This window comes from Streptomyces sp. NPDC001744 (assembly GCF_042892575.1).
Classification (GTDB): domain Bacteria; phylum Actinomycetota; class Actinomycetes; order Streptomycetales; family Streptomycetaceae; genus Streptomyces.
In genome coordinates, this window is the sequence record NZ_JBIAUG010000035.1 from 21,047 (window position 1) to 34,098 (window position 13,052).

Below are 13,052 nucleotides of genomic sequence, written 5' to 3' on the forward strand. Positions count from 1 at the left end.
CCGGGATCAAGTGCCTGGGATGCGCCAGGTTTTTGGCCGGGGGATCTTACGCTGGCCGAGGTAGGTCTGGAAGGCGGTCGGCCTACGGGGAGGGTGTGCTTCCTCGGTCGGTGGGATGCCGCTGAGGCGCTCGATGTTGATGGCGATGGCAGTCAAGACGTGCCGAAGGAGGCCGCCGGCCGTGCGGAGGCGGAGGAATCTGCGGCGCGGGAGGCGGCCGAAGCGAAGGTAATGAAGGACCGCAGCCTGTTCGGGCGGCGCCGGTAGCACGGCAGGGCGTGCGTGGGTCCGGCCAGACCCACATCGTGCCTGCCCCGCCCGGTCGCCGCGACGCGACGCCAGCGAGGTCGGTGCTCTACGTTCCCGCCCGCTCGGCCCCGCGACCGCGTCTCCACCCGGGAGACCGGCACGGTCGGGCGGAGAGGACCGTCACCATGACCTTCATCGAACCTGGACTGTACGTCCGCGATGGCTTCGCCGAAGGACCGCTCGCCGACGCCGTGCTGTCCCGCGCGGCCCGCATCGGGCCGCTCGCCCGTCCGGCCGGGCTGCTGTCCTTCGCCGCGGCCGCCGACACCGTCCTCGCGGCCCGCGTACAGTTGTCCGACGCGGAGACGACGCACGAAGTGAACGAGACGCTCCGTGCGATCACCGGGGGCATGCACACCCACTTCACCGGGCCCGGCGTCGCGCTGGAGGTCACCCTCAGCAGACGCCAGGACCTCCCGGTCCACGAGGCACACGTCGCCGGACTCACCCGGCTCTTCCGGCACGCCGCCGGCACCATCGGCGACCGCAGCATGCCGGGAGGCGGCCGGTGCTTCCACTGCGACGGGACGGGAAGTGCCCGCCCGCTGTGGAAGCCGGCTGCCGGGCACGAGTGAGCGGCACACAAGAAACGCCCGCGCCCCGGGCCGCCCTTCCGGGCAGCCCGGGGCGCGGGCGGGAGCAGCACACCGAAGGGCTTACGCCGGTGCCGGTTCCGGGCGCAGCGACGCGAGCGGGGAGCGCCGGCCCTTCTCCACCGCACGCAGCTGCTCCCAGTCGACCTCGGGGGGCCCTATGTGTTTGGTCAAGGTCGACGGTCAGTAGGTTCGTGTGGTCGAAGGCGGGCCGAGCCGTAGGGGTGTGCATGAGTGATAGCCAGGTCACGATCAAGCTCACGAGTGACGAGGCGCTGGTGTTGTCGGACTGGCTGGAGAAGCTGCAGATGACGGACCGGAGTCGGGTTGTCGACGATCCGGCGGTCTGGGCGCCGATCCATCGCATCGCCGGGACGCTGGACAAGTCACTTGCCGGGCTGTTCGCGCCTGACTATGACCAGCGGCTTGAGGCCGCTCGCCGACGGCCTCGGCCGGAGGAGGACTGACCGGTGAGTCTGAACCGTCACCTGGCCCCTGCGGGTTGGGGTTCGTAGGAGGTTCCGTCGCGGAGCATCGCGAAGAGGACGTCTGCTCGACGTCGGGCGAGGCAGAGCAGGGCCTGGGTGTGGTGCTTGCCCTGGGCGATCTTCTTGTCGTAGTAGGCCCGCGATGCCGGGTCGCCCAGGGCGGCGAACGCAGAGAGGAAGAAGGCTCGTTCGAGCTGCTTGTTTCCTCTTCTGGATGGCTGTTCGCCGCGGATCGAGGAGCCTGAGCTCCGGGTCGCCGGGGCGAGACCGGCGTAGGCGGCAAGGTGGCCGGCGGTCGGGAAGGTGCTGCCGTCACCGACCTCGATCAGGGTCCGGGCTCCGATCCTGACGCCGACTCCCGGCATCGACGTCAGGACCTTCGAAAGAGGGTGGTCCTCCAGCAGTTCCTCGATCCGCCCGGCCAGGAGTTTCCGCTGGTCAAGGACGGCCGTCAGCGAGCCCGCCAGGCTCGGAACGATCAACGCGGCCGCCTCGGTCCCCGGGACCGTCACGGTCTGCTTGTCCAACGCGGCGAATATCTCCTCGACCAGCCGCTCGGCCATCCTCGGCGCCTTCGGCCGCAGCAGCGTCACCAGCCGTCGACGGCCGGCCTTGCGGATCTGAGCCGGGGACCCGAACCGTTCCAGCAGTGTGAGGGCGGCCGGGTGCTGCAACCGTGGCCCCAGCACCCGTTCCAGCGACGGATGGATCTGCGTCAACAGGCCGTGCAGCCGGTTCGCGACCCGGGTCGCCTCGCCGGCCAGGTCGTCGTCGAACCTCACGATCATCTCCAGCTCGGCGATGGTCTCGTCCTCGCCGTCGATCGACCGCAGCGTGTGCGGCATCGCGCGGGCCGCGTCCGCGATGATGAACGCGTCCTTCGCGTCCGTCTTCGCCTCGCCCGGGTAGAGGTCGGCGATTCGCCGCATCGTCAATCCAGGCAGGTAGGCGACCGGACAGCCCATGTCGCGGGCAACAACCAGCGGCAGGGCGCCGATCGAGGCCGGCTGGTCGACCACGACCAGCACCGTTCCGTGCTTGGCCTTCAGCTTCGCGAACAGCTCGCGGAGCTTGGGCTCGGTGTTGGGCAGGCGTTTGTCGAACGCCTTCTTCCCGGCCGGGGTAACGGCGGTGGCGTGGTGTTCGCCCTTGCCGACGTCCAAGCCGAGGAAGACGTCGATGTCGTCGGTGTCGATCACGTGCAGGCCCCTCCATCACGCTTTCGTCCGGCCCTGACACGGCACCGAGCTGCCACATCCACGTTACGGAGAGCTCTTCCGGTCTTGGGTGAAGCCGGTGCTCAAGCCCCTCATCAGCGGTCCGTCGATGCCTCCGGACCCGGTGACACCACCCCCCCCGGATCATCAACAACAAGGGGGGAAGTCATGCTGGGCCCGAAGGCCGGTAGCCCCATTGCGGAGCCACGAAGACGGTAACGGGGGCGGACAGCACCGCCGTCCCGCGACCGCACCGCCGACCGCGCGGGTGGGTGTCGGCGGACCGGCTTCAGTCCTCCTGCCCGGGACCGATGACCGTGAGCCCCACCTGCGCGGCGAGCCAGTGGGCGTACGGTTCACGTGTCTGGACACCGTCGAAGACGGCGCTCCGGACGTGGACGAGGAGGGTGTGGTCGTCGGCGGGTTCGTGGAGAGCGCGGCTGCGGGTGTTGAAGAGGAGCGTCACCTCGGCGTGCTTGGAATCGCCGTGGAATCCAGCCTCCGGCGCGTCCGGCCAGCACAGCGAATGCCAGTTGATCGCACCCGCGTTCGGGCCGATCGCCGCCGTGAAGGCGTCCTCGACACTGCCGATCGGCAGGTCCGATGTGCCCCACTCCACCGGCAGCCGCCCCTCGAACGCGGCTTCCCCGGCCGGCAGGTCGCCCGCCGGGACGCCGAAGACGAAGGCGGGTTGCTCCTCGAACGGTATCCCTTCGAATTCCCCCCTCCGGGACGCCCCGCGGAACCACCCCTCGGGCAGCGCCTCCGCCGCCCGCCGGACCTCGGCGACGGAGAAGAGCTCCGCGTACGCGGCGACTTCGGAGGACTCGCAGCGGCCGAACTCCATGAGACGGCGTGCGGTGCGCAGGGCGAGTTCCGGATGGGGGGTGCGGAAGACGGGGTAAGCAATGTCGTGGGACACCCGACGACTGTCCCACGCCCCGGCGCGTCGCAGGACGCCGGCAGGCGAAACGACCGGTCAGGCCGCCCGCTCGGACCGGCTTTCCAGCAGGAGTCCGGCGAGCACGAGCAGCAGCGAGAACGCTGCCGTCGCGGCCAGGGGCGTCAGCTCTGTCACCAGCGAACCCGCGAGGGTGAGGAACTGCACCACCGCCGCCACGAGGAACGGACGGGTCGCTGCCGGTCCACCCCGCAGGGTCCGCGTCATTCCGCGCAGAGCCCAGATGTTCGACGCGGTGACGACGGCTCCGGCCGCAAGGGACGCGAGGACGAACAGGCCGGAGCCTTCCGTGGACGCCTCGGAGTCGCCAGGACCGATTCCGCCGGCGAAGACCGGAAAGAACCAGAGAAGGTAGGCGGCGCTGAGAAATGCCTGGCCCGCGAGGACGAGCAGCGCGATCACCAGCGTGAGCCGACGGGCAGGATTCATTCTCTGCTCTCCGTATCGGGACTTGACGCGACGGGGCCTCCCCCGCCCCGGAACCGTGACGCTCCTCGCCGGACGGGGCCTGGGAACGCCTACGAGGGCGTCCGGGGCGGCCGGCCCCCGTCCACGGGCCGGCCGCCCCGGACGCTACGGACGGGCCAGGACGTCGCTCAGCCGGTGGGCGTAGAGCACCCGGCCGCAGGGGGAGCCCGCGTCGGTGCAGCCCGCCGTACCGTCCGCGCGGTGTTCGGTCAGCGACCAGAGGTACTGGGTGGCGCCGGGCACGCTCTGGCCGTGCTCGACGTACAGGTCCTCGGGGCCGACCGCGTTGGTGATGTTGCTTCCGTAGTCCACCAGACGGCCGCCGGTGACGGTGGCCCGGCGCAGGCTCCCGCTGTTGTTGAGGTAGCTGCGGTTGAAGTAGTACATGCCGTCGTACCGGGCGGCACCCTGGGTGAGGTCGCGGGGCAGGTAGTACGCCGATGTCGCGGTGACCGTTCCGCCGGTCTCCTTGAGCAGGCCGGTGGTGTCGTCGATGGGAAGCGCGCCGACACGGCCCTTCTCGGGGTGGTCGGTGTCGGAGTTGCAGTACTCGCCCATGATCAGTGCCGGATCGGCGGTGGAACTGCGGTCGACGGAGATGTACGACGCCTTGGGGGCCCCGGTGGCCACGCAGGTTCCCGCGGACGAGTTCCCCTGGGGGGCGACGAACTTGTACGACGCCACCTGCGGCATCACGTACCGGTAGGTGTGACCGTAGTAGACGTTGCTCTGACGGCCGATTTTGCTCTCGTCCGTGACGTTGCTCTTCAGCCCGTTGAGCGTGGTGTCGTCCACGGAGGCGTTCTGGTCGGGGTTGAGGTCCAGGACGGAGCGCATGTCGAAGACCCTCAGGCCGTTCATGGTGTCCGCGACGTAAAGGTAGTACTTGTACCAGGCGATGCCTCCGGCGTGGACGTCGACGGCCCTGTAGGAGGCGTTGCCGTACGAGTTGAAGTACGGCTCGGCCAGGAGGACGTGCCGGTACCGGCGTCCGTCGGGGGTGCCCGTCACCGGCGTCTCCGGGTCCAGGAACGACAGCCTGACGCCCTTGTCGGGACAGGTGCCGGGGTCCGCCGCGCACAGGCTGGTGCTCGCCTTGTCGTACCAGGCGGCGACCAGCGGCTTGCGGGTTCCCCAGAGTTCGTCGGCCTGGGCGTCCGAGACGCCCGTGATGCCCTGCGGGATCCACTCCTCGGTGCCGGAGTCGCCCCCGTCCCAGCAGAGCTTTCTGGCCGGAGCGAGCACCGCGCCGTTGTCACCGGTACCGAACGGGTCCGTGACGCACGACGCGCCGGTTTTCGCGACGCGGTTGGCCTGGTCGAGCAGGTCCTGGACGCCCTGTGTCGGCAGGGCCGCCTTCAGCGCGGTCACCGCGCCGCTCAGGTCCGGCCCGGGCTTGAGGTTGAAGGACGAGGCGGCGGCCGGGTCTCCGGGGGTCGCGGCCTGTGCGGGAGCACCGAGGGCCGGTACGGCCAGGACCGCCGCGGCAAGCGCGGCGCCCCAGCCGGCGCGCCGGCTGGGGCGGGACTTCGGAGGGTGGTGCGGAGACGGCATGCTCTGCCCTTCGTTCCAGCGGAGGCGGGTAGGGGCTGAGATCATTTCAATCCGCGTGAAGCCGCGTCCAGGCCGGTGACCGAATTCCGCCCTTGTGCCCCCACAAGGGCGTTGACGCTGGTAGGACCGCCGAGGAGGCTCCTGCTCCCCGGGGCCGTCCCGCGTCCGCGGGGCCGGATCGCGGACCGGCCGGGAGGGCGCCGCGCCGGCACGGCGCCGCCGCACAACCCGATGCGCGGCGACCCGATGCGTGCGGGTGCCCGGGCTCGTTGTCCTTCTGCCGGGGCCGACGGCGCACCGGTGCCTTCCCGCGAGGAGGGCGCGCCGGGCGCCGACGGCTTCACGGCCCCCGCCCCTAGCCCGGCGAGCGGGCCCCACGGAAGGCGGAGAATGACCACACGCAGAAGCTTCCTCGGCCGCACCACCGCGGCCGGCGTCATGGCGGGCCTCGCGGCCTCACCGGCGGCGGCCGGGGACGGCGGCGGAGCACCCGCCGACGCCCCGGCCGCCCGGCGCCGTCGGGCCCGCGAGGCGATCCTGGCGGTCAACCGCGATACGCGGGCGCACTACGCCGCGCTCAAGGCGGATCTGATCGCGCGGCTCGGTCCCGTCCTGGTGGTCCAGAACGACGCCAGGGGCGGAAGGTTCACCCTCGTCCACGACGGCACGCAGGAGTCGCTGCACCCCGTCGGGGAGGTGTTCGAGCTGGCGAAGTCCGTCAGCCACGTGCCGCTCGGCATCTTCTCGATCATCGCGCCCCACCTGGGCGACAGGGTTCCGAACGTGCCGGGCGCGGACCGCATCGACCCGCACGACCTCGCCATGGTCGCGTTCGGGGACGGCGCGGCCACCGACTGGATCACGCCGCTCCGGCGCTACGCCGACACCCTGGCCGCGGCCCGACAGCAGCTCGACCGGGCCGGCGTCCCGCCGGAGATGGCGGTCTCGTGCGCGCGGGTGCTTGACGGCGCGCTCTCGTTCATCGAGGTCTCCACCGCGGCCCGGTCCGTCGGCATCAGGTCGTTCGAGGACTTCTCCCACCGCGTGCACGAGGGCATCCGCACCAACATGAGGTACGCGGCCGAGGCCCAGATCGCGGGCGTGCGGGCCGTTCTGCGGAAGTGGCGGGCCCGGATCGGGGAGGAGGCGTGGCGGGACCTGTACACGGTCGTGCTGTCCCAGTGGGCCACGTCCGAGCTGAACCAGAACTCGATCATCATCGGGCCGTGCATGAACCCCGCGAAGGTGGCCACCCACCTGATCGACCTGCCGGCCGCCGAACCGCCCTCGGACCCGGTCTTCGTGGCCCTGGACAACCTCGCCCGGATCGTGCAGGACAACATCGCGGCCGAGTTGGTCTTTCCTACGGACCGGACGGCCGCCGATGCGCTCAAGGGCCCGCAGGACCTGCTCGCCGACGAGATCCTGGACCAGCTCGGTGCGACGAGGCCGGGCGCGGGGGCACGTTCCGCGCCCGCCGGGACCGGGAAGGGCGCCTGCCCCGTCACCCGGACGGGCCCGGCTTCCCGACGGGGCGGTACGGCGCACGACCTCTGAGACCGGTTGCGCCACCGGCTGCCCACCGCCGGACCGGCCGCCGCCCGCGGTGCGGTGCGCGGAAACCGGGACCCTTCCGTCCGACGGCGGGACCGCCGGCCGTCTCGTCCGCCGGCCGAGGCGGGCGGTGGACACCCCGCCCGCCTCGCGTGCGGCGCCCCGCCGGTGTGGGACGCCCACCGGACCCACCGGACCCACCGGACCCGTCGGCCGCATCGGTCCCGCCGGCCGGGACCGCGCGGGGTCAGTCCGTGTCGTCGCTCTTGCAGATGGCGACGTTGTCGCTGGTGCCGGGCACCGCGGCGGACTTGACGGCCTGGAAGTTCGCCTCGAAGGCGTCGTACACGGAGGGCGCGGTGACCCGCAGCATCGCCTCGTCGTTGTTGCGCAGGGCCGGTCCGCTCCAGTTGTGGCTGCCGGTCCACATCACCTTCTGGACCTCACCCGCGTACATGCCGTCGATCATCAGGTTCTTGGAGTGCACGATCCGCCGGGGCGTCGTCGCGTCCGCGTCGTCGTCGTGCTGGTAGCAGCGGTTGGTCAGACCGGAGACGCCGTGCAGCGCGTTCCACGTGCCGGCGTCCGTCTCGCTGTAGACCAGGTCGACCAGGCACCCGGAAGCGGCCAGCGCGGCCAGCTTGTCGGCGACGGCCTGACGGGTGATCTTGAGCATCGCGGCGTGGACGGTGGTGCGGTGGGCACCGGAGGCGTCGCTCCAGCGGCACGTGATGTTGTCGAGGGCGTTGACGACGGTGTCGGTGCTCTCGTCGCCGCCCGCACGGGGGAAGAAGTAGTACTTGTAGTCGCCCGCGTTGCCGTACGTGTACGACCAGGCCGCGCGGTTCTGGGCCGGGAGCTTGGTGAAGTACGCGACGTACCCGTCGTACAGCTCGTTGTTGCCGGCGACGGTGAGCGAACTGTTCCAGTAGCGGCTGTAGTTGGACGGGGTCAGGTTCGACGTCAGCTGCACGGTGACGTTCTTCTGGGTGCCGCCCGCGACGCTGCTCGCCAGCAGGAACTTGTTGTGGTTGATGCCGGTCCCGGCCGGGCCCAGGCACGACGAACCGGAGGCGCAGAGCGCCACCCACGACGCGGCGGAGGTGCTCGTGCCGAGCGCCGCCCGGAGCGTGTCGTAGGAGGAGGGGTAGTCGAGGGTGGTGCGGTCCAGGACGACCCGGACGTTCACGCCGCGGTTCTTGGCGTCGACCAGGTCGGCCGCGATCGTGTCGTCCCAGAGGTGGTACATGGCGAGCCGGACGATCGAGCCGCTGTCCGCGTTGGCGATGACGGACCGCACCTGGGAACGGATCGCCTGCTGGGCGGCGGTGTCACCGGTGGGGCGGTTGAAGATCGGCCCGGTGGCGACGGTCGCGGCGTCGGCGCTGCGCGCGGGTATGAGCAGCGCGGCGAGGACGGCGAAGGCGAGCAGGATGCCGGTCCCGCCACGGCTCGTGATGCTTCTGACGTGAGGTGATCTCATGTGGTGTTCTCCCCGGCCGTGCATCGGCCTTCTCTCGGTTGCACGCACGCGTGCGCGCGTACGTGACGGACGGAAGGTGAGGGTAGCGGACTGCGACGCGGCCCTCACGGTGCGATCACAACCCCGCCCGGGTGCCCCGCTCCGGTCCGCGGGACGGTCGGCGCGACCGCGCGGCCGGCCGCACCGCCCTCGTGGAGCGGATCACCGCCGGGCCGGCCGGAAGGCCCGGCGACGGCCGGGACGAGGGGAGCGGCAGGTTTGCGCCGCCGCCCTGTCGCGGCCGCCGGCTTTCAGCGGGAGTTCATCGGAAGAGCAGCGCGCCGTGCCAGAGTTCGTCGGGCCTGTGGTCGGCCTTGTGCCGTCAGGTCACGGTGCCCTCCCGGCCCGTGTGAGTACGGAGGAGGACCGCCCCCGCGATCCGGCTCGGCGTCGAAGTCCGGGACGCGCCCCGGAGTTCTTCTCCAGCCCGTCATGGGCACCCCGTCATGGGCACCCCGTCACGGGCACCCCGGCGTGGTTCGCCCGGTGGGGAGGCCGCCCGCCTTGCTGCAAAAGGGAACCCGCATGTCGCAGTCGCACGAGCCCTGGTACAAACACAACCCGCCGCCCTGGCCTGTGCCGGACAACCCGTACGCGCTGGAGGGGTACGGCCCGCCGCCACCCCGCCCGCCCCGTCGCAGGCTGCTGGTCGCCGCGGTCCTCGCGCTGCTGCTGCTCTTCGGCGCCGGCTCGTACGTCCTTCACGAGCGGTCCGGAGCGGACCGTGCCGGAGCGGAGAACCGCACCCCGTCGGCCACGACGCCGCCGAAGACCAGTGCCCGTCCCATCCCGTCGCCCTCCCGCGTCCCGACCACCGCGGAGATCGCGCGGCAGCGCCGGGCCGGTGAGGCGGGCGCCTGGATCGTCGACGACCGCACCGATCTGCCCAACCGGTACATCTCGACCAAGGACCTCTGGATCGTCGGTGACACCGTCGTCCAGGCGATCTACAAGCGGGTCGTCGCCCACCGGCTCGGCGACGGGGCCCAGGTGTGGAGCGTCGACCTCCCGACTCCCGTCTGCGAGACCCCGGTCGACACGACTCCCGACGGCAAGGTCGTCATCGTCCTGCAGAACGTCGAGGCGTGGACGGGCGCCCGGTGCAACCAGCTCCGGATGATCGACCTGCGCACCGGAAAGGAGGGCTGGCACAAGCAATTGGCCGAAACCGGCACGGACGACGGCACGATCATCGTGGACAGTGCGATCAGCGGCGGCACGGTCGCGATCGTCCAGAGCATGAAGGCCGCCGCGTACCAGGTCTCCGACGGGAGGAAGCTGTACGACATCCCCCTGGAGAACCCCGGGAAGTGCTATCCCGGCAGGGTGGCGGGCGGCAGCAGGCTCCTGGTGCTCGCCGACTGCGCGATCGCCGCGCTCGAGAAGGCGTACGACCAGGTCCGGGAGATCGATCCGGCCACGGGCAAGGTTCACTGGCGCCACCGGACGGAGCCGGGCTGGAGGATCGGCCAGGTGCTGTCCGTCTCACCGGCCGTGATCACCACCGCGCACCGGGAGACCCATGCCGAGAACTGGCGGGTCGTCGCCCTCGGACCCGACGGCAAGGTCCGCAGGACCATCGACCCTCGCCCGAAGGGGTTCAAGCACTGCGGGGACTCCATCGACACCAGCGCCAACGCCCAGGCGTGCCGGGAGGCCGTCGTCGGCGGGGGGCTCGTGCTGCTCGGCGGGACCGACCGCGCCGGCGCCTACGACCTCGGCACCGGGATGCTGGTCTGGGGCGTGAAGGCCGAGGGGACCTCGTACGGCTACTACCCCCTGGGCGTGGGACCGGGCAGGACGGGGATCGTCTACCGGCTGGGCACGAGCAGCAGGGCCGGACAGGTCCTCCGGATCGGTCCCGGCAGCGCGGACAACGTCAAGGAAGTGATGCGGCTCCCCGCCTTCACCGCGAAGGTCGAGTTCGGTGCGGGAGCAGTCGGAAGGAACGCCTACGTGGGCGACCGGCTCGTGATCATGCCCACCGTCCTGAGCGGCAACGACGCCGCCCGCGAGCCCCGCATGCTCTCCTTTGCCCCCTGACGCCGACGCGGTCGGCTCCGACGGCGCAGGAGGCAGACCGCGCGGGCGGGCCGGTACGGAGCCGGAGCCGGGAGCGGGGGAGAGGGAGGGCAGGGCGCGGAGCCGGTCGGCGGCCGGATCGTGGCCGATCGGGTCGCCCGGCTCCTGGAAGTGCAGTGCCATGGTGGCGCCGGTCCGGTAGGCGTCCAGCCCGGCACGGCAGTAGGCGACCATCGGCTCCGGCAGGGCGCCCAACGAGAACCAGCCCATGCCGTCGCACACCGCGGGTTCCCTGACCTCCGGTGTCCCGGTCCAGTGGCGGACCTCGAAGAAGAACCCGACGCGCGCGTTCCCGCCGGGGTCCCGGTGGTGCACGGTGACCGCGCCGCGCACGTCGTCCGGTTCCACCACGAGGCCCGTCTCCTCGTGCGTCTCGCGGACGAGCGCGGTGACGACGTCCTCGAAGGGGTCGCCGACGTGACCGGAGGGAACGTGCCAATGCCCTGCGGCGTAGACGGCGCCGGCCCGGCGCGACAGCAGCACCTCAGGCCCCTCCTCCCCGTAGCGGACGGCGATCAGGTGCACGTCCACCGGTACCGTGTGCCGCCCCCCGGTGCCGTCGGAGCGGGAGGCGCGCGCCGCGCCCGCGGTGCCGGACCCGGTCACCGCGACCACCCGAGTTCAGTGTAGTTGCGTCCCGCCCGGATGCCCCTGATCGCGGCACGGGTGTAGGGGACGATCGGCTCGGGCAGATCCTCGGCGTTCCACCACTCCCACCGGACACATTTGTCCGGCTCCCGCAGCTCCGGTGTGCCCTTCCAGCCGTGGGCGCGGAAGTAGAGCTGGACGCGGGGCGGGTCCGTGGGCCGTTCCCTCATGTGCACGGTGTGGACGAGGTCGACGCCGGCCGGGTCGATCACCAGCCCCGCCTCCTCGTACGCCTCCCTCACGAGGCAGGCGGTCGCGGCCTCCGCCTCGCAGTGGCCCGCGAGCACGTGCCAGGACCCGCCCGCGTACGCCGAGCCGGGGTGGCGCAGACCCAGCAGGACCTGGCCGTCCCGCTCCAGGTAGAGGTGGACGCCGACCACGTTCAGAACCGCCCCGGACGGCGACTCGGCCCGCGGGGCCCCTTCGGCGGGCGCGGGGTGCTCGGCGGCGTGCCGCTCGAGCAGTTCCCGGGTCGAGGGCAGCATCGTCATGTGCGTGAACTTCTCGGGCCGCACCCAGGCGAGCATCACGCCCTCGGTGAGCGGCAGACGGGCCGGGTCGCCGCTCCAGCGGCCGGAGAACAACTGGATCGGCACGCGGGTCCCTTCGGTGCCGGTGACGTGCTCGACCGCGTACGGTTCCAGGCCGGCGACCGTCAGGCCGGCTTCCTCGCGCAACTCCCGGCGGACCGTGTCGAGCAGCGTGCGGTCCTGCGGCTCCCGGCCGCCGCCGAGCAGCGACCAGCACCCGGGCTCCCAGATCCACGGCTTGTCGGCGTCCCGCAGGTGCAGCAGGTACCGGCCGTGGCCGTCGTGGACGATCGCGGACGCGTTCACGGGCTCGGCCCACCCGTCGAGCCGCGCGTGGAGGAGTTTCGTACGCAGGGTCGGTGAGGTGACCTCCGACAGGGGGAGCCACCGGGCACCGGACACCTCCTCGTCCTGCGGGGTGATCACCGGCGGGTCGTCGTCGGCGAGGTGGAACACGTAGCGGAAGTCGAAGTGGCGGTGCGCCGGTTCGCCCTTGGCGGGGTCGGCGTCGATGTCGTGAACGTCGATGTCGATCGGAGAGCCGGGTGTCTGCCGGGGCAGGCACAGGGCACCCGGAGGGATTCCGGTCTCCTCCGACACCTCGCGCAGCGCAGTGGCGAGCAACGTGCGGTCGCCGGGCTCGACGTGGCCGCCCGGGGTGAGCACGAGGCCTCCCGTGGCCAGGTGCCGGACGTGCAGGACCTGGTGCCGGTGGTCGATGACGACGGCGCTGCACGTGACGTGGCCGGGTAGCGTCGTCCGGGCGGTCACGTCGGCGGGCCGGTCCAGGGCGGCGAGCAGCGCGGCGAGGGCGTCACGCTCGTCGGGGTGGCGGCCGAGGTACGCGTCGACGGTCCTGCGGATCGAGGAGGGGCTGGGAGGCACGAGCGTGGTCTCGCCTTCGACGTGGGGGATGTGCTGCGGGCCGGGCCGTGGAGGTCGCGTCGGTGGGTCAGTTCGCCGCTTCGCGGCCGGACGGCCGGGCGCCGCGGGGACCGGGAACCGCGCCGGCGGCGGGCGCGTGCCCGTACTGGGCGGCCTGGGCGGTGAACATGCCCTGGTACAGGCCGCCCGCGCGGGCCATGAGGTCGTCGTGGGTGCCGTCCTCGACGACGCGTCCCCGGTG

10 protein-coding genes and 1 pseudogene are annotated in these 13,052 nt (G+C 71.8%); 4 read left to right on the plus strand and 7 right to left on the minus strand.

Going from position 1 to position 13,052, the window contains the following annotated elements:
- Positions 1-434: 434 nt before the first annotated feature.
- Together ACFYZY_RS28785 and ACFYZY_RS28790 are read left to right on the plus strand one after the other, a co-directional pair.
- Entirely contained in the window at positions 435-884 is a 450-nt protein-coding gene (locus tag ACFYZY_RS28785; protein WP_388699904.1) for a hypothetical protein, read from the plus strand.
- A 248-nt stretch (positions 885-1,132) separates the two neighbouring features.
- Complete coding sequence (locus ACFYZY_RS28790) at positions 1,133-1,369, plus strand: hypothetical protein (RefSeq protein ID WP_388699907.1); 237 nt, start codon at positions 1,133-1,135, stop codon at positions 1,367-1,369.
- Between the two features lie 17 nt (positions 1,370-1,386).
- Here the strand turns inward: ACFYZY_RS28790 and ACFYZY_RS28795 are convergent, their stop codons facing one another.
- From ACFYZY_RS28795 to ACFYZY_RS28810, 4 genes are all read right to left on the minus strand, one after another.
- Complete coding sequence (locus ACFYZY_RS28795) at positions 1,387-2,589, minus strand: IS110 family transposase (RefSeq protein ID WP_388699909.1); 1,203 nt, start codon at positions 2,587-2,589, stop codon at positions 1,387-1,389.
- 307 nt (positions 2,590-2,896) lie between these two features.
- Positions 2,897-3,529 (minus strand): hypothetical protein, encoded by a 633-nt coding sequence (locus ACFYZY_RS28800; protein WP_388699912.1) that lies wholly within the window; start codon positions 3,527-3,529, stop codon positions 2,897-2,899.
- 57 nt (positions 3,530-3,586) lie between these two features.
- Entirely contained in the window at positions 3,587-3,997 is a 411-nt protein-coding gene (locus tag ACFYZY_RS28805) for a hypothetical protein (protein ID WP_388699914.1), read from the minus strand.
- A 144-nt stretch (positions 3,998-4,141) separates the two neighbouring features.
- Complete coding sequence (locus tag ACFYZY_RS28810; RefSeq protein WP_388699917.1) at positions 4,142-5,590, minus strand: hypothetical protein; 1,449 nt, start codon at positions 5,588-5,590, stop codon at positions 4,142-4,144.
- A gap of 390 nt (positions 5,591-5,980) precedes the next feature.
- Between ACFYZY_RS28810 and ACFYZY_RS28815 the strand changes: the two genes are divergently transcribed.
- A complete protein-coding gene (locus tag ACFYZY_RS28815; RefSeq protein WP_388699920.1) occupies positions 5,981-7,147 on the plus strand; it encodes a twin-arginine translocation signal domain-containing protein in 1,167 nt (388 codons plus the stop codon).
- 244 nt (positions 7,148-7,391) lie between these two features.
- Here the strand turns inward: ACFYZY_RS28815 and ACFYZY_RS28820 are convergent, their stop codons facing one another.
- The gene (locus tag ACFYZY_RS28820; RefSeq protein ID WP_388699924.1) at positions 7,392-8,627 is read right to left on the minus strand and encodes a phosphatidylserine/phosphatidylglycerophosphate/cardiolipin synthase family protein; all 1,236 of its coding nucleotides are present in this window, start codon (positions 8,625-8,627) and stop codon (positions 7,392-7,394) included.
- 564 nt (positions 8,628-9,191) lie between these two features.
- Here ACFYZY_RS28820 and ACFYZY_RS28825 point away from each other — a divergent pair.
- Positions 9,192-10,709 (plus strand): PQQ-binding-like beta-propeller repeat protein, encoded by a 1,518-nt coding sequence (locus ACFYZY_RS28825; protein ID WP_388699927.1) that lies wholly within the window; start codon positions 9,192-9,194, stop codon positions 10,707-10,709.
- A 225-nt stretch (positions 10,710-10,934) separates the two neighbouring features.
- Here ACFYZY_RS28825 and ACFYZY_RS28830 read toward each other — a convergent pair.
- Positions 10,935-11,363, minus strand: a pseudogene (locus ACFYZY_RS28830) (NUDIX domain-containing protein); the annotation flags it as partial.
- Positions 11,351-12,811, minus strand: a complete 1,461-nt coding sequence (locus ACFYZY_RS28835; RefSeq protein WP_388699929.1) for an NUDIX domain-containing protein — start codon at positions 12,809-12,811, stop codon at positions 11,351-11,353. The gene ACFYZY_RS28835 and the pseudogene ACFYZY_RS28830, both read right to left, overlap by 13 nt.
- Between the last annotated feature and the right edge of the window lie 241 nt (positions 12,812-13,052).

Coding starts and splice junctions, on each gene's coding strand:
- ACFYZY_RS28785 (WP_388699904.1), top strand. CDS start 435: ATGACCTTCATCGAACCTGGACTGTACGTCCGCGATGGCTTCGCCGAA.
- ACFYZY_RS28790 (WP_388699907.1), top strand. CDS start 1,133: ATGAGTGATAGCCAGGTCACGATCAAGCTCACGAGTGACGAGGCGCTG.
- ACFYZY_RS28805 (WP_388699914.1), bottom strand. CDS start 3,997: ATGAATCCTGCCCGTCGGCTCACGCTGGTGATCGCGCTGCTCGTCCTC.
- ACFYZY_RS28810 (WP_388699917.1), bottom strand. CDS start 5,590: ATGCCGTCTCCGCACCACCCTCCGAAGTCCCGCCCCAGCCGGCGCGCC.
- ACFYZY_RS28815 (WP_388699920.1), top strand. CDS start 5,981: ATGACCACACGCAGAAGCTTCCTCGGCCGCACCACCGCGGCCGGCGTC.
- ACFYZY_RS28820 (WP_388699924.1), bottom strand. CDS start 8,627: ATGAGATCACCTCACGTCAGAAGCATCACGAGCCGTGGCGGGACCGGC.
- ACFYZY_RS28825 (WP_388699927.1), top strand. CDS start 9,192: ATGTCGCAGTCGCACGAGCCCTGGTACAAACACAACCCGCCGCCCTGG.